This is a genomic window from Polaromonas sp. YR568 (assembly GCF_943371715.1).
Lineage (GTDB): Bacteria > Pseudomonadota > Gammaproteobacteria > Burkholderiales > Burkholderiaceae_C > Polaromonas.
The window spans coordinates 22183-48226 of sequence record NZ_CALRVW010000010.1; the positions used below are offsets into that span (position 1 = coordinate 22183).

Consider the following 26044-nt stretch of genomic DNA (forward strand, 5'->3'; position numbering starts at 1 on the left):
TCGAAAAAGGGTCTGTTTCAGGCCTGTGCGCCGGACGCGTTTTTGCCCATGACTTCGGTGCGGCGCACCTCGGTCCAGTACATCCAGATCAGCGAGACCCAGACGATGCCGTACATGAACATGAAGGCGCTGGAGCGGATGCCCGTCAGGTCCATCAGGCCGCCGAAGATGATGGGCAGCACGAAGCCGCCCAGGCCGCCGGCCAATCCGACAATGCCGCTGATCGCGCCGATGTTGGCGCCGTAGTCGTCGCTGATGTACTTGAAGACGCTGGCCTTGCCGAAGGCCCAGGCAATGCCCAGGATGAACATCAGCGCGGTGAAGGTGTAGACGTTCAGACCGAGGTGGAAGGTCGCCGGGCCATTGACCGTGAGAATGGTGAAGTCGGTCTGCGGATAGGACAGCAGGAAGAGGCAGACCCAGCTCACCCACATCACCCACCAGGTCACGCTGTGCGCGCCAAATTTATCGGACAACACGCCACCAAAGGCGCGCAACACGCCGCCCGGCAGCGAGAAACACGCCGCCAGCAGCGCTGCCACGCGGATGTCGAGGCCGAACTCACCCACGTAGTACTGCACCATCCAGAGCGACAGAGCCACATAACCGCCGAACACGATGCTGTAGTACTGGCAGTACTTCAGGACTTTCGGATCTTTCAGGGCCTTGAGCTGGTCGCTGAACTTGACGTGGCTGGGCACCAGGTGCGACGGGTCGCTGTAGCTGAACAGCCAGAACAGCACCAGCGCAGCCAGCATGATGACCGCATACACCTGCGGCACCATGGCCCAGCCAAAGGCCACCAGCAACACCGGCGCCACGAACTTGTTGACGGCGGCACCCGAGTTGCCGGCGCCGTACACACCCATCGCCATGCCCTGGCGATTTTTCGGGAACCAGCGCGCCACATAGGGCGTACCCACCGAGAACGAGCCACCGGCCAGGCCGACAAACAGGCCAATCACCAGAAAGTGCCAGTAGGCCGTGGCGTAACTCATGAGCCAGATCGCGGGCACGGTGATGGCCATCAGGATCGCCATGACGATGCGGCCGCCGTAGCGGTCGGTCCAGATGCCCAGCGGAACGCGGATCAGGGAGCCCGTCAGCACCGGCGTGGCCGCGAGCAGGCCGAACTCGGTGGCGTTGAGGTTCAGCATCTTCTTGATCGGGATGCCGATCACGCCGAACATCATCCAGACCATGAAGCAGACGGTGAACGCCAGCGTGCTGACAATCAGCACCGACCATGCTTTTCTTGAATTGCCCAGTTCAGAGGCCATGTTGTTTCTCCAGACACATGGCATGACTGTCGGCCTTTTCGACGTCCTTGAATATCCTCCTTTGGAACGTGGTGATGGGGCCGGGAGGCGATGGCGGTGCGCACCGCCATCGTTCTGAAGAACTACTACCGGGTCAAGCTGCCCCGGGCTTGATCTTTGTCAACCAAGCTCCCGGCCGGCCGCGTATACGGCCGCCTGCACCCGCGAGCTGAGCTGCAGCTTGCGCAGGATGTGCTGGACGTGAATCTTCACCGTCGTCTCCGCGATGTCGAGCTTGCGGGCAATCACCTTGTTGCTGTCGCCGCATGCAATCAGCGCCAGCACCTCGCGCTCGCGCGCCGACAGCAGCGCGATGGCCGACGCCTCCTGCAGGCCCGGCACCGGGGACTCCCCGTTGCGACCACCATTTCCCGCAGCGACCTCGCCATTGGCCATCGGTGGGGCCTTGGACCGGAAGGCGGCCACCAGCTTGGTCATCATTTCCGGGCTGACCACCGATTCCCCATCCAGCACCTTGATGATGGATTCCGACAGCCGATCGAGTTCCACGGTTTTCAGCAGGTAGCCGTCGGCGCCGGCCTGCAGCGCAGCCGACAGGTCGTCCTCGTTCTCGCTCACCGTCAGCATCAGGATGCGGGTGCCGGGCGCCGCGTCCTTGAGCGTCGCGATGCCATCCACCCCCAGAACGCCCGGCAGGTGGTTGTCCAGCAGGATCAGGTCCGGCTTGCTGCGCTCCACGCAGCGCAGCGCCTCGCCGATGTCGCCGGCCTCGCCCGCCACGTGGAAACGCCCGTCCTGCGAGAGCAGCGCGACGAGACCGCGGCGAAACAGGGTGTGGTCGTCGACCACCAGCAGGGCAATGGGCATGGTCATGTCTTGTCCTCAGTCGCCGTCCGCGCCAGCCGTCATGGCCGCGACGGCCGGGGTCTTGGCAGCGACGCCGCTGCCGACCTCCGGATGCGGTGGCAGCGTCAGTATCACGGTGGTTCCCTGGCCCGCTTTGGAAACGATCTCGACCTCGGCGCCTATGCGCCCTGCCCGCTCACGCATGATGTTCAGGCCGACATGGGACTGTCCAGGGTGCTTGCCGGTGTCAAAACCGGCGCCGTTGTCGCGCACCACAAAACGCCAGCGCGCGCCCTTGTGCACCTCGAGGCCGACCTGCGTGGCGCCGGCATGTTTGCGTATATTGGACAGGGCTTCCTGGAGCACATGCAGCACCTGCACCTGCACGTCGGAAGGCAGCGGCAGGCCCTGCCCCTGCACCTGCAACTGGGCAGGAAGGCCGGTCTGGCTCTGGAACTTCTGCAGGGTTTCCTGCAGGGCCTGCTCGATGTCGTCGGTGTTGGTGCGCGTGCGGAAATGCACCAGCAGTTCCCGGACATCGCTGATGCTTTCACGCAGGCCGACGTCCAGCTCGTCCAGCGCCCCCTGCACCTGGGGCGCCTGGTCCTTCTGTACGGCGGCCCGCAGCAGCTGCACCTGGATCTTGAGAAAGGCCAGGGATTGCGCAATCGAGTCATGCAGGTTGCGCGCCAGCAGCGCGCGTTCCTCCGCCACCGCCGCCTCGCGGTCCAGGGCGTCGGCGCGCAAACCTTCCAGCGAACTGGCCAGGTGGCTGGCCAGCGCGTCCAGCAGTTCGATCTCGTCGACGCTCAGCAGGACGGGCGTGCGAAAGAACAGGTTGAATTCGCCGAGCAGGCGCTGCTGCAGGCGTATCGGCACCGTGACGACACTTTCGTAGCCCGCCTTGGCGCAGTGCCGCACCGGCGCTTCGTCGTGGCTGAGGATGGGAATCACGCGGGTGCGCGCGTCCGGCCGCAGGTTGCCGCAGGCGCAGGCGCCGGCCAGCAGGCTGCGCTCTTCCTCCACCAGCTCCTGCGGGAAACAGTCGGAAGCCAGCATCAGGTAGCGCTGGTTGGCATCGTCGGACCAGCGCACGGCGGCAGCGTCGGCCTTCATCACGGCGCGTACGCGCTGGGCAAAGCCGCGTGCCAGCTCGTCGATGCTGTCGGCCTGGGCCAGAAAGGCGCTGACCTTGTAGAGCGCCTCCAGCCGAGCGCGTTGCGCCTCGATGCGCCGGGTCTTGGCCTCGACCTTGGCTTCCAGCCCCTCGTACAGCGACTGCAGGGTGATGGCCATGTGGTTGAAACCGGCCGCCACCTGGCCGAATTCGTCCACGGTATCGACCTCGATGCGTGTCCGGAAATCGCCGGACTCCAGCTTGCGCAAGCCCTGCCGGAGCTGGGCCAGGGGATTGATCACGTACATGTAGCCGGTAAACAGCATGATGACCGCCCCGCCGATGGCCAGCACCATCATCAGGAACTGGAACAGGTTCAGGATGGCGGTCAGCCGGGACAGGTGCTGCTCGATCACCAGCACCAGCCGGTCGCTGGCGTCCACAAACGCCCCCCCGGCCTTCAGCAGGTCCTGCGCCGCCGGCGCCGGCTCGGCCAGCCACAACGGCCGCTGGGTGCGCCACAGGGACTCGACATCGTTGAAACGCGCGCGCACCTGGTCGTCCCAGGGCACGAACAGCGGCCGGGACGGGTCACCCTCGCGCAGCAGGGCCAGGCTCTCGTCGAACCGGGCCACCAGCGCCTGCAGTTCGGCGCGTTCCACACCGGCCTGCACCGCGCTGGCCAGGCGCCAGGTCTGCATGCGCATGCGCCCGGCCTCGTTGACGGCCGCGGCGCCGCCTTCGAGCTGCCAGGTCACCCACAGGGTCAGCCCGATGGAGACCAGGGCCACCACCAGCAGGCTGGCCCCGATGCGCATGAGTTTTTTGGAGAGCGAGGCGGTGTGCTGCATGGCTCAGGGCCGCGTGCCGGTCTGGCGTGCGCCGCGGGCGGCGGCGGCCGGCGCCGCACAGGCGCTGCACACCATGGCGGCCAGGCGCTGCAGCGCCTGCCAGCCCTCGGCCGGCCAGTCGGGCTGCTTCAGGCCCTTGACGATGCCGTCAACCTTGTGGGCGGCATGCAGTAAATTGGCCAGCGTGGTGTCGCCCATGTGCGGAAGCACACGTTCAAATAGCTTTTCCTTGACACCCCAGACGCGGTTCTCGCGCAGGGCCATCGGCATGGGTCGGCCCGCGCCCAGGGCGTCCTTGACCCGCTTCATGCTGCGGATGTCCTCGCTCAGGGCCCAGTGCACCAGTACCTCGGACTCGCCCTCGGACTGCAGGCCGTCGAGCATGCGCTGCACGCGCAGGGCCTGGCCGCCGAGCACCGCTTCGGACAGCTTGAACACGTCGTAACGCGCAACATTGAGCACGGCGTTTTCGACCTGGTCGAAGCCCAGTTCTGCCGACGCCCCGGCGCCGGGGGGATAAAGCAGGCCCAGCTTCTGGATCTCCTGATGCGCAGCCAGCAGGTTGCCTTCGACGCGGTCGGCAAAAAACTGCAGCGTGCGCTGCCCCTCCTCGCCTGGCGCGACGCGCTGGCCCTGCTGCTGCAGGCGCTGCGCGATCCACTGCGGCAGGTTGCGGCGGTCAATCGGGTCGAACTTGACCGTGGTGCCAAAACTTTCCAGCGCGCCAAACCAGGCGCCCTTGGTCGTCATGCTGTCCAGGCGCGGCAGCAGCACCAGGGTCAGCGTGCTGTCGTCGCCCTGCGCGCGTTCGGCGATCTGCTGCAGCGCGACCGAGCCGTCCTTGCCGGGCTTGCCGCTGGGGATGCGGATCTCCACGATCTGCTTGTCGGCAAACAGGCTCAACGAGCCGCCGCTGGCCAGCACCTCGCTCCAGTCGAAATGGGCGCCGGCCACGGTGTGCACCGTGCGCTCGGTGTAACCCTGCTCCCGCGCGGCGGCGCGCAACGCGTCGGCGAACTCCTGCACCAGCAACGGCTCGTCGCCGTGCAGGGTGTACAGGCTCTTGAGCCCGCGCTTGAGGTGGTCGGACAGTTGGGCGGGCGCCAGGTTCATGGTGGCCCAAGTTTAGCGGCTGGGGGGTTTGCATCAAGTCCTCCTGGACTGGCAGGCGCGGGCTGCTGGCGGCATACTCCTTGCCATGACACCACGCATTCGCCTGATTGGCGCACCCACCGACATCGGCGCCGGCACCCGCGGCGCGTCGATGGGCCCCGAGGCGCTGCGCGTGGCCGGCCTGCAAGCCACACTGGAAGGCCGTGGCCTGCAGGTGAAGGACGACGGCAACCTGAGCGGCCCGCCCAACCCGTGGCAGGCGCCGGTTCAGGGTTACCGCCACCTGGCCGAAGTGGCCGCCTGGAACCGTTCGGTACACGAGGCCGTGTTCTCGGCCCTCAGCGAAGGCGACCTGCCCTTGCTGCTGGGCGGCGACCACTGCCTGGCCATCGGGTCCATCAGCGCAGTGGCACGCCGCTGCCGCCAGACCGGTCACACGCTGCGGGTGTTGTGGCTGGACGCCCACGCCGACTTCAACACCGACCGCCTGACCCCCACCGGCAACACCCACGGCATGCCGGTAGCCGTGCTCTGCGGGCACGGCCCGGCCGAGCTGACCGGCATCGGTGGTGTGGTCCCGGCGATCCAGGCCTCGGCCGTGCGGCAGATCGGCATCCGCAGCGTCGATGAAGGCGAAAAACACTTCATCCGGCAGTCGGGGCTGGAAGTCTTCGACATGCGTTACATCGACGAGCAGGGCATGCGGCAGACCATGGAAGCGGCGCTGGCCGGCGTGGATGCGCAGACCCACCTGCATGTGAGCTTCGACGTGGATTTCCTCGATGCGATGATTGCGCCCGGTGTGGGCACGGCCGTCAAGGGCGGCCCGACTTACCGCGAAGCCCAGCTGTGCATGGAAATGATCGCCGACACCGGCCGCCTGGCCTCGCTGGACGTGATGGAGCTCAACCCGGCCCTGGATGTGCGCAATGCCACGGCCGAGGTGGTGCTGGAACTGGTCGAGAGCCTGTTCGGCAAAAGCACGCTGATGCGCTGAGCTTCAAGAGCCCGGGCCGCGCCGGCGCTGCGCGTGCTACTGAATTCATAGCTGCTTGCGACCACTCCTATTGGACTCAGGCCATATTTCGTCATGTATTCCGGCCTGCAGCGCAGGCGGCCGCGTCAGATCGCCTTGACGGCCGCCAGCCGGCGCAGGATCTGCTGGACGATGTCGCTTTGCATGTCGCGGTACAGCAGCGCCTCCTCGGTTTCCTTGGCCAGCACCGCGGACTCGTTGAAGCTGATGTCGCGCTGCAGCACGATTTCGGCGGGCGGGATCAGCAACTTGCCCTTGAGCGTGCGCAGCTGGAACCTGAAACGTGTGCGCAGCTGGAACTCGCGCACCTGGCCCGAGGCGTTGATGCCGACCACGGTTTTTTCGCGCTGGTCGAGCAACACATCGAGAATCACGTCCGCCTGAGCGATCAGGCGGGGGTCGCGGATCACCTTCACCGTTCCGCCGGATTCCAGGTTGCGGTTGAGCTCGGTGCCCAGCGTCGAGGTTTCGGCCGCACCGCTGTAAATGGTCTTGAACGCATAGTTGGGGGCCTTGCGCAAGGCAAAACCGCAGGCACTCAGAACGGAGACCGCCGCAGCGGACAACAGGAAAACGCGACGTTGCATGGTGGCTTCCTTCAGAGAACGATGTTGACCAGGCGGCCCGGCACAACGATGACTTTTTTGGCCGGGGCGCCGGCGGCCTGCTTGACAAACGCGTCACAGGCCAGCGCCGCCGCCTCGATCGCGGCCTTGTCGGCGCCGGCGGGCACGGTGACCGAGCCGCGCAGCTTGCCGTTGATCTGCAGCACGAGTTCGATCTCGTCCTGCACCAGGGCGGATTCATCGACCTCCGGCCAGGGTGCATCGAGCAGGCCGCCCTGGTCTTTCGCGAAACCGAGCTCCTCCCACAGCGCGTGCGCCACATGCGGCGTGGCGGGGTAAAGGCAACGCAGCAGGATGCTCATGCCTTCGCGCAAGGCAAACGCCGCGCCGGCCGACAGCTGGCCCTTGAAGTCTTCGAGCGCATTGAGCAGTTTCATGGTGCCCGACACCACGGTGTTGTATTGCATGCGCTGGTAGTCGTAATCGATCTGCCTGAGCACGGTGTGGATCTCGCGGCGCAGCGCCTGCGTTTCCTTGTCAAATTGGGCTCCAGCCCTCTGGGGACGGGCGCTGCCAGCTCCCAATTGCATAGCATCGAGCTTGACACCGAAGTTCCAGACGCGGCGCAGGAAACGGTAGGAGCCCTCGACACCCGCGTCGTTCCACTCCAGCGTGGCCTCCGGCGGCGAGGTGAACATGGTGTACAAACGCGCAGTGTCGGCGCCGTATTTCTCGATCAGGTCCTGCGGATCGACACCGTTGTTCTTGCTCTTGCTCATGGTGCCCACGCCTTCGTAGGTGACCATGGAGCCGTCTTTCCGGAGCCTGGCGCCAATGACCTTGCCCTGTTCGTCATGCACGTCGTCCACATCGGCCGGCCAGAAGTACTCGACGCCGCCTTTCTCGCCCTTGCGCGAGTAGATGTGGTTGAGCACCATGCCCTGGGTCAGCAGCTTGGTGAAAGGTTCGTCCACCTGGACCAGGCCCATGTCGCGCATGACCTTGGTCCAGAAACGCGCATACAGCAGGTGCAGGATGGCGTGTTCGATGCCGCCGATGTACTGGTCCATCGGCATCCAGTAGGCCGCGCCCTCGGCGACCATCTTGTCGTCGTTCTTCGGGTCGCAGTAACGCATGTAGTACCAGGACGAATCGACGAAGGTGTCCATGGTGTCGGTCTCGCGCCGCGCTGGCTTGCCGCAGACCGGGCAGGTCACGCCGGCGTGGAAACCCACGTGTTTGTGCAGCGGGTTGCCCGAGCCATCGGGCACGCAGTCCTGTGGCAGCACCACCGGCAGGTCTTTTTCGGGCACCGGCACCGCACCGTGTTCCTCGCAATGGATGATGGGGATCGGCGTGCCCCAGTAACGCTGGCGGCTCACACCCCAGTCGCGCAGGCGCCAGGTGGTTTTTTTCTCGCCCAGGCCCTTGGCGGCCAGGTCAGCGGCCACGGCATCCACGGCCGCTTTGAAGGTCAGGCCGTCGTATTTGCCGGAGTTGATCGCCACGCCCTGCTGCTTGTCGCCGTACCAGTCGGCCCAGGCCTCGGTGCTGTAGGTCTTGCCGGGAACGTCGGTGACCTGCTGGATCGGCAGCCTGTATTTCTTCGCGAATTCGAAGTCGCGCTCGTCGTGCGCCGGCACACCCATCACCGCACCGTCGCCGTAACTCATGAGCACATAGTTGCCGACCCAGACCTCGACCTGGTCGCCGGTCAGCGGGTGCGAAACAAACAGGCCGGTGGCCATGCCCTTTTTCTCCTGCGTCGCCAGTTCGGCCTCGGTGGTGCCGCCGGACTTGCAGTCCTCGATGAAGGCGGCGAGTCGGGGGTTCGCCACCGCCGCGTGAATGGCCAGCGGGTGTTCGGGCGCCACGGCGCAAAAGGTCACACCCATGATGGTGTCGGCGCGCGTGGTGAAGACGTACATCTTCCCGTCGCCGATCAAGGCGCCAGAAGCGTCCTTGATGTCGTGCGTGAACGCAAAACGCACGCCTTCGCTTTTGCCTATCCAGTTTTCCTGCATCAACTTGACGCGCTCGGGCCAGCCCGGCAGCTTGTGGCTCACGCTGTCGAGCAGTTCCTCGGCGTAGTCGGTGATTTTCAGGTAGTAGCCGGGGATCTCGCGTTTTTCCACCACAGCACCAGTGCGCCAACCCTTGCCGTCAATCACCTGCTCGTTGGCCAGCACGGTCTGGTCCACCGGGTCCCAGTTCACGACCTGGGTCTTGCGGTAGGCAATGCCCTTGTCCAGCATCTTCAAAAACAGCCACTGGTTCCACTTGTAATAACTCGGGTCGCAGGTGGTGACCTCGCGGCTCCAGTCGATCGCCAGCCCCATCGCCTGCATCTGCTTTTTCATGTAGGCGATGTTGTCGTAGGTCCACTGCGCCGGCGGCACGCCGTTTTTCATCGCGGCGTTTTCGGCCGGCAGGCCAAACGCGTCCCAGCCCATGGGCATCAGCACGTTGTAACCCTTCATGCGCAGGTAACGCGTGAGCATGTCGTTGATGGTGTAGTTGCGCACATGGCCCATGTGCAGCTTGCCGCTGGGATAAGGCAGCATGGAGCAGGCGTAATACTTCTTTTTGGACGAGTCTTCGGTGACGCGGTAGGCATCCGCGGCGGTCCATTGGGTTTGCGCACTGCGCTCAACGTCGAGGTGGTTGTATTTGTCTTGCATGGCGCACGGAAGATGAAAAAAATGAAGCAGCCCCTGGCTGCCGGTTGCAGGGATTTTAGGCGCTGGACCGGGCTGGCCCCACCGGAGCCGCCTTCAGGGCCGGGTCGCAGGGGCTGGCGTTGCGGTGGCGGGGGCGTTGGCGACGAAGCCGATGCGGTTCAGGCCGGCTTTCTGCGCGATGCCCATGACCTCGACGATGCGGCCATAAGGCACGGCCTCGTCGGCCCGCAGCTGCACTTCCGTGTCGGGATTCAGCGCCGCGTTTTGCCGCAGGCGCTGGTCCAGCTGGTCGCCGGAGACCGGCTGGTCGTTCAGGAAGGCCTGGCCGGCCTTGTCGACCACCAGCGTGACAAATTGCGGCGTCTCGTTGGGCCGGGCGGCATCACTTCTGGGCAGGTCCAGCTTGATCGAGCTGGCCAGCAGGGGCGCGGTGATGATGAAGATCACCACCAGCACCAGCATCACGTCCACCAGCGGGGTGACATTGATTTCGCTCATGGGCTGGGCGCCCTGGGTGCGTTCAAGGCGACCGAAGCTCATGTTAACTGGCCCCCACGCTTGTCGCTTCGCGTACTACGCTGCCCACCGAGGGGGCGCTGCGCCTGCGGCCCGGCGAAGCCGGTTCCGCGGCCCCTGCTGGGGAAGAGGAAATTCCCACGCCGGTCGCTTTGCAGGCTTTGGTGCACATGGTTAGTCTTTGCGACTGAGCAACAGCTCGCGCAAATCGTAGGCAAACCCTTCCAGGTCCGCCTCGATGCGGCCGATGTTGCGGCCGAAAATGTTGTAGGCCAGCACGGCCGGGATGGCCACGGCCAGGCCGGCGGCGGTCATGATCAGCGCCTCGCCGACCGGGCCGGACACCTTGTCAATGGTGATCTGGCCGGCCGCGGCAATGCCGGTCAACGCGTGGTAAATGCCCCAGACGGTGCCCAGCAGGCCGACAAAGGGTGCGGTGGAACCGACGGTGGCCAGCAGGACCTGGCCGTATTGCAGCTTGTGCAGCACCGCATGCAGCGCATCGCGCAGGACACGCGTCAGCTGCTGGGACCTGTCGCCGGCCGAGGCCAGCGTGCCGCCGGCCTGGAGTCGGGTGGCGGCGATCAGGGGCAGCACCAGCGCCTCGCGGTCGAAGGCGGCCACCTTGGGCTGGGCCTCCTCGACGGAGGCGGACTGCCAGAACACGGCCGTGCTGCGCGCCACATCGCCGACCGCGCGCTTGAGCAGCCAGGCTTTCCAGACAATCACCACCCAGCTGGCCACCGACATCAGCAGCAGCAGCGCCGCCACCAGGCCGGTCACGGCATCGCCCTGGGTGATCAACGCGAGCACGTTCACTCAGGTGCTCACTTCAGGTTCAGCACATCGAACATGTCGTACAGGCCGGCCGATTTACCGGCCAGAAAACGCGCGGCCCGCAGGCTGCCCTGGGCGTAGGTGACGCGGCTGGAGGATTTGTGGGTGATTTCGATGCGTTCACCGGTTCCGGCGAACAGCACCGTGTGGTCGCCGACGATGTCGCCGCCGCGAATCGTCGCAAAACCGATGGACGAGGGGTCACGCTCGCCGGTCACGCCTTCGCGGGCGTACACCGCGCAATCCTTGAGGTCGCGTCCGAGCGCGCCGGCAATCACCTCGCCCATTTTCAGCGCGGTGCCGGACGGTGCATCGACCTTGTGCCGGTGATGGGCTTCGATGATCTCGATGTCGTAGCCGGTGTTCAGGGCCTTGGCTGCCATCTCAAGCAGCTTGAGCGTCACGTTGACACCGACACTCATGTTGGGCGCCATCATGATGGCGATGTCCTGGGCGACGGCGGCGATCTCGGCTTTTTGCGCGTCGGAAAAACCGGTGGTGCCGATCACCAGCTTGACGCCGAGTTCGCGGCATTGGGCCAGGTGGGCCATCGTGCCTTCCGGCCGGGTGAAGTCGATCAGCACCTGGGCGCCGCCCAGGCCAGCGGCCAGATCCGCGGTGATCAGGACACCGCTGGCCTGTCCGAGGAAGGCCGCGGCATCACTTCCCAGGGCCGGGCTGGTGGCCACATCCAGCGCGCCGGTCAGCTGGCAGTCGCCGCTGGTACGCACCGCCTCGACCAGCATCTGGCCCATGCGGCCGCTGGCGCCGGCCACCGCGATGCGCAGAGGGGCCTGCTGCGGTGCGCTCACCGGGCCGGGCTTTCCAGCGGGGGGTAGCTGGCGGCCGACGGCGCGGACACGGGAGGTGTCACCGGGGTGGTGGCCGTCGCGGCCGGTTTCTTTTCGGCGGCCTTGAGCTGCTCTTCGGTCAGCTCCAGCACCGGCACCTTGCCGAGCTTGCGACGCGAGTCCAGCTTGGCGACGAAGTCCGATTCGCTGGGCATGGTGTCGCCCTCAAACCGCTCGAGGGCATCACCCTTGAAAAAGACGGTGAGCCTGAGCGCCTGCGGCTCCACGCCCTGGCGCTTCAGAGTGAACACATAGTCCCATCGGTCCGCATGGAACACGCTGGCCAGCAGCGGCGTGCCCAGCACCTGGCGCACCTGGTCGCGCGACATGCCGGGCTTGAGCAGTTCGACCTGCTCCCTGGAGACGAAGTTGCCCTGGACAATCTCGACCTTGTAGGGCGTGATCCAGTTGACCGGGTTGATCCTGCTTTCGCTCAAGCCCCCGGTCATGCCTTTGCTGCTGCCGCAGGCAGCCAGTCCGGCGCAGGCCAGGACGGCGAAAGCGGCTTGGAGGCCGCGACGGTAATTTGCACGCATGGCTGACATAGTAGGGGGGTGTAGCGATATGATTGGCCATTGTAGCGGCAGGGTGCCGCCGCGTACGCGCCTCCCGCCCCCTGACTGCCGAGCCTGCACAGGCCCCGACTGCGGCCCCTTTTCCTCAGGAAGCCTCCCCCATGAGCAACATCGACGAACTCAAGAACACCGGACTGAAAGCCACCCTGCCCCGCCTGAAGATCCTGGAGATCTTCCAGGCCGGCAAGCAGCGGCACATGACGGCGGAAGATGTTTTCCGGGTGCTGCTGGAAGACCGGTCCGACATCGGGCTGGCCACGGTGTACCGGGTGTTGACCCAGTTCGAGCAGGCCGGCCTGCTCAACCGCAGCAACTTCGAATCCGGCAAGGCGGTCTATGAAATCAACGAAGGCCAGCACCATGACCACCTGGTGTGCCTCGATTGCGGCAAGGTCGAGGAGTTTTACGACGCAGAAATTGAAAAGCGCCAGCACGCGGTCGCCAAGGCCAAGGGGTTTGCGATTGCCGACCACTCGCTGTCGATGTACGCCAACTGCACCAAGGACAAGTGTCCGAACCGACCGGTGTCGCCGCGGCATCCTCAGCACCACGGCTGATTTTTATGGAAATGGTCAAAAACCCCTGACTGGCAGGCGCAAGCAGCTATTAATTCAATAGCAAATAGTGGGCGAGGGTTTCGCGTCGGGCCGCTGGCGACCTGACATTTCAATGAAATGAGGCGGTTTTTCCCGTGCCTATTGCGCAACCAGCTACCAAATAGATAGCAAAATCCGGCCTAGCCGCCCCGCTCCATGGCCTGGCGATGCCGTTCGACAAACTCCTGGTAGGTGTCGATGCCGCGCAGCTGCAGGATGACATTGCGTACCGCAGCCTCGACCAGCACCGCGATGTTGCGCCCGGCCACCACCTGGATGATCACCTTGCGCACCGGAATGCCCAGCACGTCCTGGGTCAGCGGCTCGTAGGGGATGCGCTCGTACTCGCGCTCCAGCGTTTCGCGCCGCACCAGGTGCACAATGAGCTTGAGCCGCATCTTGCGCCGCACCGCCGTTTCGCCAAAAATCGCCTTGATGTCGAGCAGGCCGATGCCGCGCACCTCGAGCAGGTTCTGCAGCAGCTCCGGGCAACGCCCCTCGATGGTGGTCTGGTTGATGCGGTACAGGTCCACCGCGTCGTCGGCCACCAGGCCGTGGCCGCGCGAGATCAGCTCCAGGCCCAGCTCGCTTTTGCCCAGGCCCGATTCGCCGGTGATCATCAGGCCGACACCGAGGATGTCCATGAACACGCCGTGCATGGAAGTGCGGTCGGCGAAATGTTTGGACAGGTAGGCGCGCAGCACGTCGATCACAAACGCAGCCGATTCCTTGGTCGCAAACATGGGGATCTGGGCGCGCTCGCACATGGACAGCAGCGTGTCGGGCGCCACCTGGCCGTCCGCAATGATCAGCACCGGCGGCTCCAGCGTGACGATACGCGCGATGCGGCGGGCGCAGTCTTCGGGGGAGCCCCGGCTCAGGTAGGCCACTTCGCGCTCGCCGAGCAGCTGCACGCGGTAAGGGTGGATGTAGTTGAGATAACCGACCAGGTCGGCGCCGGAACGGGCCGCACGCACGGCGACCTCGTCGAAGCGCCTTTCCGAGGCGCCCAGCCCGGCCACCCATTCCCACTTCAGCGCGGCGCGGTGGTCCTCAAACAGGACGTCGGCGCTGACGACGGTGGGCTTCATGCCGCGCGGGAGGGGAAAATCTGCGTCACGGTCACGCGCGCGGGTCAGGGGCTGACAGCGTGGCTGGACTGCCAGGAGGCAATCAGCTGGTGCAGCGCAGCCGCGTCGGTGCTGGCCTTGAGCCGCTCGCGCAGGCCGCTGTCGCTGAGCAGTTCGGCAATTTCGGACAGGATCTCGAGGTGTTTCTGGGTGGCCGCTTCGGGCACCAGCAGGAAAATCAGCAGGCCCACGGCCTGCTCGTCAGGCGCGTCAAAGCCGATCGGGGCGTGCAGCTGGAACACCGCCGCCATCGGGGCCTTCAGGCCCTTGATGCGTCCGTGCGGGATCGCCACGCCATGACCCAGCCCGGTCGAGCCGAGTCGCTCACGCGCGAACAGGCTGTCGGTGATCAGCGCCCGGTTCAGGCCATGCAGGTTCTCAAACAGCAGGCCGGCTTCTTCAAAAGCACGCTTCTTGCTGGTGGCCTCGACACTGACCAGAACCTGGGTAGGGGGCAATATTTGCGAAAGACGGTTCATAACAAGGTGAGAGTCGCCGAATTATGCACTTTCGTGTGCAATGGCGGCCATCCGGGCCATAAAAAAGCCGCCTGAGGGCACAGGCGGCCTTCCGCAGAGGGATCTGGAGGCAGCACGGGGTGGCACTTTCCGCCAGCCGCCTGCAGCGTCGCTCACATCTCCCGCTTGGCAGTCGCGTGGTGGTGATCCTGGGTTTTGGTCTTGTAGCGGCCGACCTGGCGGTCCAGCTTGTCGGCGAGTTCATCCACCGCGGCATACAGGTCCGCATGCGAACTTTCGGCGAACAGGTCACGTCCCTTGACATGCACATTGCACTCGGCTCTCTGGCGCAACTCCTTTTCCTTCATGTTGTCCACTGTCAACAGGACCTTCACATCCACCACCTGGTCAAAATGCCGCGTAATCCGATCCAGTTTGCTGGTTACGTAACCGCGCAAGGCGGGGGTAACTTCAAGGTGGTGACCGCTGATCGTCAAATTCATAAAGAGACTCCTTTTCCATGGCTGGAGGGGGGTTAAAAACACCGCTCTGGCAGGCCTGCCGGGCGGCGGACGGACAACTCCCTGCTTTTCACTATGCGCCCGAACCGGGGTAAACGCAACCGTGCACCGCAACAATAAATGAAACGGTCGGAAAAGGGCCTTGACCCTCTGGCGGAAACCTGGCGGCGGGCCGGAACAGGTAGTGAAATCCGGACCAAAATGCCATAATCGCAGCTTGGTCAATACGGAGAAATCCTTGGAAAGCAGCCCCAGTCGCTAGCTTTCAGCACCGCAGACTGACGCCAGTGTCATCCCGGGGTTGAAAGCGATGCCACCATCCGCAACCCCGCCATTGCCGGGCAGACGCCTGCCCGGTGCCGGCGCCCCCAAACCGATTGGGAGCCCCTCATGCTCAATATTTTCACGCTCGCCAACGGGCGCCTGTTCCAGGAAGAGATCGAATCGCTGGAGGAGCTGTCCCGGTTCCAGCCGATCTGGGTGGACCTGGAGTCACCGACGCTGGAAGAAAAGCGCTGGATCAAGCAGTATTACGGTCTGTCGATTCCCGAAGACGTGATGGACGAGGACATCGAGGAGTCGGCCCGCTTTTACGAGGAAGACAACGGCGAGCTGCACATCCGCTCCGACTTCCTGATTGCCGACGACGAGGAGCCCCGCACCGTGCGGGTGGCCTTCATCCTGAACCTGGTCAATGACAACCTCAAGAGCAAAGGCGTGCTGTTTTCGATCCACGACGAGGATGTGCCGGTCTTCCGCCTGCTGCGCATGCGCGCGCGCCGGGCTCCGGGCCTGATCGAGGACGCCAAGGAGGTGTTGCTCAAGCTGTTCGACGCCGATGCCGAATACTCGGCCGACACGCTCGAAGGCATTTACATCGACCTGGAAAAGGTCAGCACCAAGGTGCTGTCGGGCGACGTGACGGACGTGATGGCCGGCGAGGTGCTGGGCGCCATCGCCCGGCATGAGGATTTGAGCGGACGCATCCGCCGCAATGTCATGGACACGCGTCGCGCGGTCAGCTTCATGATGCGCAGCAAGATGCTCAACAGCGAACAGTTCGAGGAGGCGCGCCAGATCCTGCGCGACATCGACTCGCTGGACTCGCACACGGCTTTTCTCTTCGACAAGATCAACTTCCTGATGGACGCCACGGTCGGTTTCATCAACATCAACCAGAACAAGATCATCAAGATCTTCTCGGTGGCCAGCGTCGCCCTGCTGCCGCCCACGCTGATCGCCAGCGTGTACGGCATGAACTTCAAGCTGATGCCGGAACTCGACTGGGCGCTGGGCTACCCGTACGCGCTGCTGCTGATGGCGGCAAGTGCGGTGGTGCCGATGTGGTACTTCCGGCGGCGTGGCTGGTTGAAATAAGGCCCCCACGCTCCCCCACTACGTGTGGGTCGCTGCCCCCCGAGGGGGCCGCTGCGCCTGCGGACTGGCAGAGCCAGATCCGCGGCCCCGGCTGGTCTGAAGAGTCCACACGGCTGTCGGTGACAGTCTGACCGACGATTTTTAGCCGAATCGGCCTCCAGCCCTTGCTTGACGGACGCCAGCAGCTACTTTATTGATAGCGAAAGCAGAAATCGCTCAACAATGGCCTGCGCGTAATGGCTGGCCACCTCGTCCACAAAGCGGGAGAAGTCGACATGCGCGCTGTCATCGGCCCGGTCTGAAATCGTGCGCATGGCAGCAAACGGTACGCCGTAATCCAGGCAGACCTGGGCCACGGCGGCGCCCTCCATCTCGACGGCCAGCACCGCGTGCCCGGCGCCGGCCAGCGCGGCCTGCAGGGCCAGCGACTCGGCCGAACCCGAGACAAAGCGGTCGCCGCTGGCCAGCAGGCCCTGGTGGACGCGGGCCTGCGGAAAACGCTGCGCGGACTGGCCCGCCTCCACAGCGTCCAGCGCGGCGCAGGCCGCCGCGTAGAGCAGCGCGGTGAGGGCCGTGTCACCGTCGAACCGGGCTTTCCCGTAAAACGGGACCTCGTAGCGTGGGAACAGCGGCGAGACGTCGAGGTCGTGCTGCAGGAAATCGGTCGCCACCACCACATCCCCGACCTGCACACCTTCGCCCAGCCCGCCGGCCACCCCGGTGAACACCACGCGGCCGACACCGAAACGTTCGATCAGCGCCGTCGCCGTGGTGGCCGCGGCCACCTTGCCAATTTTGGACAGCGCCAGCACCACCGGCTGGCCATGCAGCTCACCCTGCCAGAAGTCACGGCCAGCATGGCGGGTTTTCTGCGGTCGCTGCAGCAGTTCGAGCAGGCCCCGCTGTTCTTCGGCGAGGGCACTCAGGATGGCGGTAGGTTTCATGGTCGCCAGTTTGCCCGAACGGATGCCCGCTGCTGGCCGCACCCATAAAAAAGGCAGCCGGAGCTGCCTTTATTTTTCACCTGCCGGGCCTGAGCCGGCGCCTACTTCTTGTAGCTCCGGCATGACAAGCCCTGCCAGCAGGGCAGTTGTCAGCCTGCGCTGAAAGAAGCAAGGTTTTGCCTTACTGCCTTACTTCTTGTCGCGCAATTCCCGGCGCAGGATCTTGCCCACCGGGGTTTTCGGCAGGTCGGTGCGGAACTCGACCACCTTGGGCTGCTTGTAGCCGGTCAGGTTGGTTTTGCAGAACTCGCGCACCTGGGCTTCGGTCAGGTCCGGGTTTTTCTTGACGATGACCAGCTTGACGGCCTCGCCCGACTTGTCGTCCGCCACCCCGACGCAGGCGCATTCCATCACACCGTCCATGCCGGAGACCACGTCTTCGACCTCGTTCGGGTAGACATTGAAACCGCTGACCAGAATCATGTCCTTCTTGCGGTCCACGATCTTGAAGAAGCCGTGCTCGTCAACGATGCCAATGTCGCCCGACTTGAAGTAACCGTCCGGCGTCATGACCTTGGCGGTTTCGTCAGGACGCTGCCAGTAGCCAGCCATCACCTGCGGACCCTTGATGGCGATCTCGCCGGGCTGGCCGGGCGGCACCTCGTTGCCGTCGTCGTCGAGCAGCTTGAAATACGTGCCGGGAATCGGCACACCAATGGTGCCGGTGAAGACCTTGCTGTTGGTCGGGTTGCAACTGGCCGACGGCGAGGTTTCCGACAGGCCGTACCCTTCACAGATCGGGCAACCGGTCTTTTCCAGCCAGAGTTTGGCGACCGCGCTTTGCACCGCCATGCCACCGCCCAGCGACACCTTCAGGTGCGACCAGTCCACGGTGTTGAAGTCGGGATGGTTGGCCAGCCCATTGAACAGCGTGTTCACCGCCGGGAAGCTGTGCACCTTGTGTTTGGACAGCTCCTTGAGCACGGCCGGCAGGTCGCGCGGGTTCGGGATCAGGATGTTCTTGCCGCCGGTGCGCATGCCCAGCATCATGTTCACCGTGAACGCGAAGATGTGATAAAGCGGCAGCGCGCAGACATAGGTCGGCTGCACACCCGACGCCATGCCGGCCATGGCCGGACCGTTCCAGGCTTCGGACTGCAGCACGTTGGCAATCACATTGCGGTGCAGCAGCACGGCGCCCTTGGAAACGCCGGTGGTGCCGCCGGTGTACTGCAGCACCGCCACGTCGTCAGGCTTGATGTCGGGCCGCTTGAGGCTGCCGCGCGTGCCCTGGGCCACCGCGTCATTGAAGCGCACGGCCCCCGGCAGATTGAAGGGCGGCACCATTTTCTTGACGTTGCGCACCACGTAGTTGACCAGCGCCCCCTTGAGCACGCCGAGCTGGTCGCCCATGGCCGTGAGTACCACGTGTTTGACCGGCGTATTCGCAATGCACTGTTCCAGCGTGTTGGCGAAGTTCTCGATGATGACGATCGCCTTGGAGCCGGAATCCTTGAGCTGGTGTTCCAGCTCTCGCGGCGTGTAGAGGGGATTGACGTTGACCACCACATAACCGGCGCGCAGGATGGCCGCCACCGTAACCGGGTACTGCGGCACATTGGGCATCATGATGGCGACCCGGTCGCCCTTGACCAGCCCCAGGCCCTGCAGGTAGGCGGCAAAAGCCTGCGACAGGCTGTCAGTCTGGCCGAAGGTGATGTCCTTGCCCATGAAGCTGTAGGCCACGGCCGAAGCGTTTTTGGAAAAACTTTCTTCCATCAGCGCTACCAGGGAAGCGTATTGCGACGCATCGATATCGGTCGGCACGCCCGGCGGATAAGCTTTCAGCCAGGGTCGGTCTATGGTGGATGCATTCATGCTTGTCTTCTCCAGATGACGATTGAACAACTGCCACGGATTGTCGTGGCGCGACCCTCTGCGGGGCTATTGCGTTTTCCCTAGGAAACGGCCAAATCAGAGGGGAATTCCCTCTAACTCGTGTCTTTTATGCGGAAAAAGCGGCGAACGGCCGACGGATTACTCAATCGCCTTGCCCATGTCCTCAATGACCTTTTTGGCATCGCCGAAGACCATCATGGTCTTGTCCATGTAGAACAGCTCGTTGTCCAGACCGGCGTAACCGGCGGCCATCGAACGTTTGTTGACGATGACGGTCTTGGCCTTGTAGGCCTCGAGGATGGGCATGCCGTAGATGGCGCTGCCCTTGACGTGCGCCGCCGGGTTCACCACATCGTTGGCGCCCAGAATGATGGCCACGTCGGCCTGGCCGAACTCGGCATTGATGTCTTCCATCTCGAAGACCTGGTCGTAAGGCACCTCGGCCTCCGCCAGCAGCACGTTCATGTGGCCGGGCATGCGGCCCGCCACCGGATGGATCGCGTACTTGACGTTGACACCGCGTTCGGTGAGTTTTTGCGCCAGTTCCTTGACCGAATGCTGGGCACGCGCCACCGCCAGGCCGTAGCCCGGCACGATGATCACGGTTTCGGCATTGCCCAGAATGAAGGCCGCGTCGTCGGCCGAGCCGGACTTGACCGGGCGCTGCTCTTTCGCGCCGGCGGCCGCCGTGCCCGCCTCACCGCCGAAGCCGCCCAGGATCACGTTGAAGAAGGAGCGGTTCATCGCCTTGCACATGATGTAGGACAGGATGGCGCCCGAAGAGCCGACCAGCGAGCCGGCCACGATCAGCATGGCGTTGTTCAGCGAAAAACCGATGCCGGCCGCGGCCCAGCCCGAGTAGCTGTTGAGCATGGACACCACCACAGGCATGTCGGCGCCGCCGATCGGGATGATGATCAGCACGCCCAGCACGAAGGACAGCGCCAGCATCGCAAAAAAGGCCGTCCAGTTGCCGGTGAACATGAAGACCAGGCCGAGTGCCAAGGTGGCGATGCCCAGAACCAGGTTGATCATGTGCTGGCCGGCAAAGGTCACCGGCGCGCCCTGGAACAGGCGGAACTTGTATTTGCCGCTGAGCTTGCCGAAGGCAATCACCGAGCCGCTGAAGGTGATCGCGCCGATGGCGGCGCCGAGAAACAGCTCCAGCCGGTTACCGGCCGGAATCGCCGCCGTGGGCAGGCCCGCAGCGACGATGCCAAAGGCGTCGGGCTCGGCCATGGCCGCGACCGCGATGAACACCGCGGCCAGGCCGATCATGCTGTGCATGAAGGCAACCAGTTCGGGCATCTTGGTCATCTCGACGCGTTTGGCCATGATGGTGCCGGCGGTGCCGCCGACCAGCAAGGCGCCCAGCACGTACACCATGCCGAAGGCCTTGCCGCCGGAGAGCTCCACGATCAGGGCGCCGGTGGTCAGGACGGCGATCGCCATGCCCACCATGCCGAACAGGTTGCCGCGGATCGAGGTCGTGGGATGCGACAGGCCCTTGAGCGCCTGGATGAAACAGACCGAAGCCACCAGGTACAGCAGCGTGACGAGGTTCATGCTCATTTCGCGGCTCCTGCATCAGCGGCAGCTGTTTTCTTTTCTTTCTTGCGGAACATCTCCAGCATGCGGCGCGTGACCAGGAAACCACCGAAGACATTGACCGCAGCCAGCGCCACGGCGAGCACGCCCATGGTTTTGCCCAGCGGCGTGACGGTCAGCGCGGCGGCCAGCATGGCGCCGACGATGACAATCGCCGATATCGCGTTGGTCACCGCCATCAGCGGGGTGTGCAGCGCGGGCGTGACGGTCCAGACCACGTGGTATCCCACGTAAATGGCCAGCACGAAGATGATGAGGTTGATGATGGTGGGGGACACGGCATCCATGGTCTTCTTCTCCTGATGGGGTGGCGCGGCCGCCAGCCCCTGATAAATGTTTTCTTGAGATCCGCTGCTTACTTGCGCTTGACTTCGCCGCCCTGAGCCATCAGGCAGGCCGCCACGATGTCGTCTTCGAGGTCGATGTTCAGCGTGCCTTCCTTGCTGATGACCAGCTTGAGGAAATCCAGCAGGTTGCGCGCGTACAGCGCGCTGGCGTCGGCGGCGACCAGCGCCGGCACGTTGGTCTCGCCGATCAGCGTGACGCCGTGTTTGACCACGGTTTTGCCGGCTTCGGTCAGCGGACAGTTGCCGCCCTGCGGGGCGGCCAGATCGACGATCACGCTGCCGGGTTTCATGGCCTTGACCATGTCTTCGGTCACCAGCACCGGTGCGGCACGGCCCGGAATCAGCGCGGTGGTGATCACGACGTCGGCCTGGGCCACGCGTTTGGCGACCTCGGCCTTTTGCCGTTCCAGCCAGCTCGGCGGCATCGGTTTGGCGTAGCCGCCGACACCGACAGCGGCTTCGCGCTCTTCGTCGGTTTCATAAGGCACGTCGATGAACTTGCCACCCAGCGACTCGACCTGCTCCTTGACGCTGGGCCGCACGTCGCTGGCCTCGATCACCGCGCCCAGGCGTTTGGCGGTGGCAATCGCCTGCAGGCCGGCCACGCCGACGCCCAGGATCACCACGCGGGCCGCCTTGACGGTGCCGGCGGCGGTCATCAGCATCGGGAAAAAGCGCTGGTAGGCGTTGGCCGCCATCATCACGGCCTTGTAGCCGGCGATGTTGGCCTGCGACGACAACACGTCCATGCTCTGCGCGCGGCTGGTGCGCGGCGCGGCTTCCAGCGCAAACGCCGTCAGTTGGGCAGCGGCCAGCCGTTGCAGGCCGGCGGGGTCAAACGGGTTGAGCATGCCGACCAGCACCGAGCCGGCCTTGGCCAGGCCGATCTCGCTGTCCAGCGGGCAACGCACCTTGAGCACGATGTCGGACGCATAGGCACCGGCGGCATCGGTGATCTCGGCACCTGCGGCGACGTAAGCTTCATCGGGCACGCTGGCGGCCACGCCGGCACCCGACTGGATACACACGGTGTGGCCCTGGCTTTTTAGTTTTTTGGCCGTCTCGGGCGTGACGGCAACGCGTGTTTCCCCCGCCGTGATTTCGGCCGGTACCCCGATTCGCATGGGTGTCTCCTCGTTGCGTAAGTAGTTCTACGTGAAATTGTTACCTGTCAGCTAGCTTACATGACTTTCCCGGGCTTTTTCTGGACGCAACTCTCTGGAAGTCGCGCAGGCTTCAGTCCGGACAGAAGGCCCACGGATAATGCTGCGATGAATACACGATGGAAACCCAGTGTCACGGTCGCGGCCATCATCGAGCGCGAGGGCCGGTTTTTGCTGGTGGAGGAACACACGCAGGATGGCCTGCGCCTGAACAACCCGGCTGGCCACCTGGACCCGGGCGAAAACCCGATCCAGGGTTGCGCGCGGGAGACGCTGGAAGAAACCGCGTTTCACTTCACGCCGCAAGCGCTGGTAGGTATCTATATGTCGCGCTTCGAAAAACCGGTGCCCGGCCAGGCCATCCCGCTGGACATCACCTACCTGCGTTTTGCCTTTTGCGGGTCGCTCGGCGAGGAAGTGGCCGGGCAGGCGCTGGACGAAGGCATTGTGCGCACCCTGTGGCTGACGCCCGATGAAATCAGGGCGTGCGCTCACTTGCACCGCAGCCCCTTGTTGCTGACCTGCATGGAAGACTACCTGGCGGGCAAGCGTTACCCCGTGGAACTGCTGACCACCCACGCCAGCGTCTACGACATCAAGGCCTGAGCCTCTCCCGGAATCGCCTCACCACCTAAAATGCTGCAATGCACAAGCAACGTATCGTTGTCGGTTTGAGCGGCGGCGTGGACTCCGCGGTGACCGCGTACCTGCTGAAACAGCAGGGCCATGAAGTCATCGGCATCTTCATGAAGAACTGGGAAGATGACGACGACAGCGAGTTCTGCTCGTCCAACATCGACTTTGTCGACGCCGCGGCGGTGGCCGACGTGATCGGCATCGCCATCGAACATGTCAACTTTGCCTCTGACTACAAGGACCGGGTGTTTGCCGAGTTCCTGCGCGAGTACCAGGCCGGCCGCACGCCCAACCCCGACATCCTGTGCAACGCCGAGATCAAGTTCAAGGCCTTTCTGGACCATGCGATGCGGCTGGGCGCCGAAAAAATCGCCACCGGGCACTATGCGCGCGTGCGGAAAAACGAGGCCACCGGCCTGCATGAACTGCTCAAGGGGCTGGACCCGGCCAAGGACCAGAGTTATTTCCTGCACCGGCTGAACCAGGCACAGTTGTCGAAAACCCTGTTCCCGGTCGGTGAGCTCAAAAAAACCGAGGTGCGGCGCATTGCCGACGAGATCGGCCTGCCGAACGCGAAGAAAAAGGACTCGACCGGCATCTGTTTCATCGGCGAACGGCCTTTCCGCGAGTTCCTGAACCGCTACATCGCCAAGGCGCCGGGACCGATCAGGAACGACCAGGGCCGGGTGCTGGGTGAACATGTGGGCCTGAGTTTCTACACCCTGGGCCAACGCCAGGGCCTGGGCATAGGCGGCGTGAAAGCGCGCGGCGCCGAGCTCAAGGCCGCGCAGGCGCTGGGCCAGCGCGGCGTCGGCGAGCACGAGCCCTGGTTTGTGGCGCGCAAGGACATGGCGACCAACACCCTCTGGGTGGTGCAGGGCCACGACCACCCCTGGCTGCTCTCCACCGAGGTGCAGGTGCAGGACTGCAGCTGGGTCGCCGGTGCGCCGCCTCCGGCCGGCACCATGGCGGCCAAAACGCGCTACCGGCAGGCCGACGCCGCCTGCACGCTGGTGACGGCTTCCGCCGCACAGGCCGAACTTCACTTTGAGCAGCCGCAGTGGGCCGTCACCCCCGGCCAGTCGGCCGTGCTTTACCAGGGCGAGGTCTGCCTGGGCGGCGGCGTGATTGCCGCGAGCAACACACCGGCGCTGCCCTGAGTCCACTTTTCAGTTTTTACGGTCAAATCAGGACTCAGCCCTTGCTGTTCTTGCGCCGAAAGCTACTGATTTCATAGCAATCCAGGCGGCGACGCAGTTACGGAATCCGTATCTCTACGGCCGTTCGCCCTGGCCGGCTTTCGATGGCGATGGCCACGCCAATCGCGCTGGCCCGCTCGCGCATCGCCAGCAGCCCCTTGCGCGGCGCGGCGGCGGCGTCAAAACCGCGCCCGTTGTCGACGACACGCAGGCACACGCCAGCGCCGGCCATTTCCGCCTCGATCGCCAGCGTCGTCGCCTGCGAATGCTGCAGCACATTGGACAGCGCCTCAAAGACCATGAACTGCAGCTGGCGCATGGCATTGGCATCCATGTGGGCCACCGGATCGAGGGCGCCCACCACCCACTGCAGTTCGATGTCCGACGCGGCAAAACGCGGCTCCAGCCGGTAACGCAGGTTGGCCAGCAGCGAGCTGATGTCGCCCGGCAGCAAATGCATGGCGTCGATGGACAGCTTGAGCTGGTCCAGCGTGTAACGCAGCGTCTGCAACACGTCGTCGGTGCTGGCCTTGCCCGACTGCAGCTGCCGGATCGCGGCGCTCAGGTGCGCACCCACGCCGTCGTGCATGTCGCGCAGGATGCGCGTGCGCTCGCTGACCCGCTCCTGCTCGCGCGCCAGTTGCTCGACCTGGCGGTAGGTCTGGCCCAGCTCGCGCTCTTTCTGCGCGATGCGGGACGACAGGTTGATCATCAGGTCGCGCGCCTGGGCGCTGACCTCGCGAAAACGCGTGATCACGATATAGGCCAGCGCCAGCCCGAACAGCACCGACGAGTAACGCAGCAGGGTGTTGTCGGCGTAGGACGGGCTGATGCGGAACACAAACCAGTCACGCAGCCCCACCAGCACATTGACAAACAGTGCCGCGGCCACCACCCGGTGCGAAGGCGTGGCGTGGCGCAGCGCGCGCCAGCTGAAAAAGCCGATGAAGCCGGTGAAGGTCAGGGCGTAAGCGCCGTACCAGGCGGTCAGCACCTGCGGCGCTGCAAACACCAGCGCCCATGCGATCAGCGGCAGGCCCATGGCAAACAGGGTCCAGTTCATGCGGTTGAACCAGATCGCCGGCCTGAGTTCGGACCAGCCCGCCACCCGCACGCAAAAACTTCCCATGCAGGTCAGCCAGCCGCCCGCCGCCATCACCGTCACCATGCCCCAGGCCGGCCAGGGCAGCGGCGGGTTTTCAATCAGCGTGTCGCTGATGCGCACCGTCCAGAACAGCTCGGCCAGCCCGCCCAGCAGGTACATCGGGTCACGCACCGCGCGGTAGGCCCGCGTCGGGTCGGTCTGCGTGAACCACAAGGCCAGCGCCACCATGCCGACCATGAAGCTGAGCACCACCACCACCAGCGTCCCCGTTGCCCGCCAGTTGTAGTCGCTGAGGTACAGCCGCCGCACCTCCTCGTCCGGCCCCACCACCGGCGTTGCCAGCCCGCCGCGCCGGCCCACGTCTGCACGGACATGGATCAAAAGCCGGTTCGACGGCCGCAGGAGATCCGTCGCGACGGGCACAAAACGTGGCACCTTGGCATAGTCGCCCCCGTTGAACCTTGTCAGATCGCCATTTTTTTCCAGCAGATTGCCGTTAAGCCAGATTTCATAGGCGTTGCCCAGCCGGGGAATATAGATGGCATAGGATTTGGCGCTGGTGGCCGGCGGCCCGAAGTCAATTTCAAAGGTGGCCGCGCCGGCCAGCCCGGGATGGCGCCGGTCCCAGTGGTAGGGCAACTCGACGCTGGACGGCACCGGTGCCGCGCCCTGCAGGGTGACAAGGGCCCTGGCCCGGCCCAGTTCCTGCACCTCTGCCTGGGCGCTGCCCCAGCAAAGCAGAGCGCAGACCAGCCCACACCAGAGAGGGCGGCCGCGCATGTTCAGGCCACC

Annotated in this window: 24 protein-coding genes; 5 read left to right on the forward strand and 19 right to left on the reverse strand. The window is 64.6% G+C overall.

Going from position 1 to position 26044, the window contains the following annotated elements; genetic code table 11:
• Nucleotides 1-17 precede the first annotated feature (17 nt).
• The 4 genes from AAG813_RS09280 to holA all read right to left on the reverse strand — a co-directional run bounded on the left by AAG813_RS09280 (nt 18) and on the right by holA (nt 5207).
• Nucleotides 18-1280, reverse strand: coding sequence for a nitrate/nitrite transporter (locus tag AAG813_RS09280; protein ID WP_341914170.1), 1263 nt, complete (start codon nt 1278-1280; stop codon nt 18-20).
• 159 nt (nt 1281-1439) lie between these two features.
• Entirely contained in the window at nt 1440-2153 is a 714-nt protein-coding gene (locus AAG813_RS09285; protein ID WP_341914172.1) for a response regulator, read from the reverse strand.
• A gap of 9 nt (nt 2154-2162) precedes the next feature.
• Nucleotides 2163-4094, reverse strand: coding sequence for a type IV pili methyl-accepting chemotaxis transducer N-terminal domain-containing protein (locus AAG813_RS09290; RefSeq protein WP_341914175.1), 1932 nt, complete (start codon nt 4092-4094; stop codon nt 2163-2165).
• Nucleotides 4095-4097: 3 nt separating this feature from the next.
• Entirely contained in the window at nt 4098-5207 is a 1110-nt protein-coding gene (gene holA, locus AAG813_RS09295) for a DNA polymerase III subunit delta (protein ID WP_341914177.1), read from the reverse strand.
• A gap of 85 nt (nt 5208-5292) precedes the next feature.
• Here holA and rocF point away from each other — a divergent pair, with 85 nt between their 5' ends.
• Entirely contained in the window at nt 5293-6204 is a 912-nt protein-coding gene (rocF, locus tag AAG813_RS09300; RefSeq protein ID WP_341914179.1) for an arginase, read from the forward strand.
• Nucleotides 6205-6329: 125 nt separating this feature from the next.
• Here rocF and lptE read toward each other — a convergent pair whose 3' ends face one another.
• From lptE to AAG813_RS09330, 6 genes are all read right to left on the reverse strand, one after another.
• Nucleotides 6330-6830, reverse strand: coding sequence for an LPS assembly lipoprotein LptE (gene lptE / locus AAG813_RS09305; protein ID WP_341914181.1), 501 nt, complete (start codon nt 6828-6830; stop codon nt 6330-6332).
• An 11-nt stretch (nt 6831-6841) separates the two neighbouring features.
• Nucleotides 6842-9490, reverse strand: coding sequence for a leucine--tRNA ligase (gene leuS / locus AAG813_RS09310; RefSeq protein WP_341914183.1), 2649 nt, complete (start codon nt 9488-9490; stop codon nt 6842-6844).
• A 93-nt stretch (nt 9491-9583) separates the two neighbouring features.
• The gene (locus tag AAG813_RS09315; RefSeq protein WP_341914185.1) at nt 9584-10030 is read right to left on the reverse strand and encodes a biopolymer transporter ExbD; all 447 of its coding nucleotides are present in this window, start codon (nt 10028-10030) and stop codon (nt 9584-9586) included.
• Between the two features lie 150 nt (nt 10031-10180).
• Complete coding sequence (locus tag AAG813_RS09320) at nt 10181-10825, reverse strand: MotA/TolQ/ExbB proton channel family protein (protein ID WP_341914187.1); 645 nt, start codon at nt 10823-10825, stop codon at nt 10181-10183.
• Between the two features lie 8 nt (nt 10826-10833).
• A complete protein-coding gene (gene dapB / locus AAG813_RS09325) occupies nt 10834-11655 on the reverse strand; it encodes a 4-hydroxy-tetrahydrodipicolinate reductase (protein ID WP_341914189.1) in 822 nt (273 codons plus the stop codon).
• Nucleotides 11652-12143, reverse strand: a complete 492-nt coding sequence (locus tag AAG813_RS09330) for an outer membrane protein assembly factor BamE (RefSeq protein WP_341914377.1) — start codon at nt 12141-12143, stop codon at nt 11652-11654. Before AAG813_RS09330 ends, dapB begins: the two co-directional genes overlap by 4 nt.
• 227 nt (nt 12144-12370) lie before the next feature.
• Here AAG813_RS09330 and fur point away from each other — a divergent pair, with 227 nt between their 5' ends.
• The gene (gene fur, locus AAG813_RS09335) at nt 12371-12826 is read left to right on the forward strand and encodes a ferric iron uptake transcriptional regulator (protein ID WP_341914191.1); all 456 of its coding nucleotides are present in this window, start codon (nt 12371-12373) and stop codon (nt 12824-12826) included.
• Between the two features lie 179 nt (nt 12827-13005).
• Here fur and hprK read toward each other — a convergent pair whose 3' ends face one another.
• From hprK to raiA, 3 genes are all read right to left on the reverse strand, one after another.
• On the reverse strand, nt 13006-13956 hold the full coding sequence (hprK, locus tag AAG813_RS09340) for an HPr(Ser) kinase/phosphatase (RefSeq protein WP_096696524.1): 951 nt from the start codon (nt 13954-13956) through the stop codon (nt 13006-13008).
• A 44-nt stretch (nt 13957-14000) separates the two neighbouring features.
• Nucleotides 14001-14474, reverse strand: coding sequence for a PTS IIA-like nitrogen regulatory protein PtsN (ptsN, locus tag AAG813_RS09345; RefSeq protein ID WP_341914195.1), 474 nt, complete (start codon nt 14472-14474; stop codon nt 14001-14003).
• A gap of 152 nt (nt 14475-14626) precedes the next feature.
• Nucleotides 14627-14956 carry a ribosome-associated translation inhibitor RaiA gene (gene raiA / locus AAG813_RS09350; RefSeq protein WP_300541696.1) on the reverse strand — a complete coding sequence of 110 codons (330 nt, stop codon included), beginning with the start codon at nt 14954-14956 and terminating at the stop codon, nt 14627-14629.
• A gap of 408 nt (nt 14957-15364) precedes the next feature.
• Between raiA and corA the strand changes: the two genes are divergently transcribed.
• A complete protein-coding gene (corA, locus tag AAG813_RS09355) occupies nt 15365-16351 on the forward strand; it encodes a magnesium/cobalt transporter CorA (RefSeq protein ID WP_300515879.1) in 987 nt (328 codons plus the stop codon).
• 185 nt (nt 16352-16536) lie between these two features.
• On the opposite strand, the gene AAG813_RS09360 is transcribed toward corA, so the two are convergent.
• The 5 genes from AAG813_RS09360 to AAG813_RS09380 form a co-directional block, all read right to left on the reverse strand.
• Nucleotides 16537-17295 (reverse strand): 5'-methylthioadenosine/adenosylhomocysteine nucleosidase, encoded by a 759-nt coding sequence (locus AAG813_RS09360; protein WP_341914201.1) that lies wholly within the window; start codon nt 17293-17295, stop codon nt 16537-16539.
• 189 nt (nt 17296-17484) lie between these two features.
• Nucleotides 17485-19173: a long-chain-fatty-acid--CoA ligase gene (locus tag AAG813_RS09365; RefSeq protein ID WP_300515874.1), complete on the reverse strand. Its 1689-nt coding sequence runs from the start codon at nt 19171-19173 to the stop codon at nt 17485-17487.
• Between the two features lie 159 nt (nt 19174-19332).
• Nucleotides 19333-20766 (reverse strand): NAD(P)(+) transhydrogenase (Re/Si-specific) subunit beta, encoded by a 1434-nt coding sequence (locus AAG813_RS09370; RefSeq protein ID WP_341914204.1) that lies wholly within the window; start codon nt 20764-20766, stop codon nt 19333-19335.
• Nucleotides 20763-21089, reverse strand: coding sequence for an NAD(P) transhydrogenase subunit alpha (locus AAG813_RS09375; RefSeq protein ID WP_096667566.1), 327 nt, complete (start codon nt 21087-21089; stop codon nt 20763-20765). The genes AAG813_RS09370 and AAG813_RS09375 overlap by 4 nt, the downstream gene beginning before the upstream one ends.
• A 68-nt stretch (nt 21090-21157) precedes the next feature.
• Entirely contained in the window at nt 21158-22273 is a 1116-nt protein-coding gene (locus AAG813_RS09380; RefSeq protein WP_300515870.1) for a Re/Si-specific NAD(P)(+) transhydrogenase subunit alpha, read from the reverse strand.
• Nucleotides 22274-22420: 147 nt separating this feature from the next.
• Between AAG813_RS09380 and AAG813_RS09385 the strand changes: the two genes are divergently transcribed.
• Both AAG813_RS09385 and mnmA read left to right on the forward strand, forming a co-directional pair.
• Nucleotides 22421-22918: an NUDIX hydrolase gene (locus tag AAG813_RS09385; RefSeq protein ID WP_341914206.1), complete on the forward strand. Its 498-nt coding sequence runs from the start codon at nt 22421-22423 to the stop codon at nt 22916-22918.
• Between the two features lie 38 nt (nt 22919-22956).
• Nucleotides 22957-24108 (forward strand): tRNA 2-thiouridine(34) synthase MnmA, encoded by a 1152-nt coding sequence (gene mnmA, locus AAG813_RS09390; RefSeq protein ID WP_341914208.1) that lies wholly within the window; start codon nt 22957-22959, stop codon nt 24106-24108.
• A gap of 97 nt (nt 24109-24205) precedes the next feature.
• Here the strand turns inward: mnmA and AAG813_RS09395 are convergent, their stop codons facing one another.
• Nucleotides 24206-26032 carry a sensor histidine kinase gene (locus tag AAG813_RS09395; RefSeq protein ID WP_341914211.1) on the reverse strand — a complete coding sequence of 609 codons (1827 nt, stop codon included), beginning with the start codon at nt 26030-26032 and terminating at the stop codon, nt 24206-24208.
• Between the last annotated feature and the right edge of the window lie 12 nt (nt 26033-26044).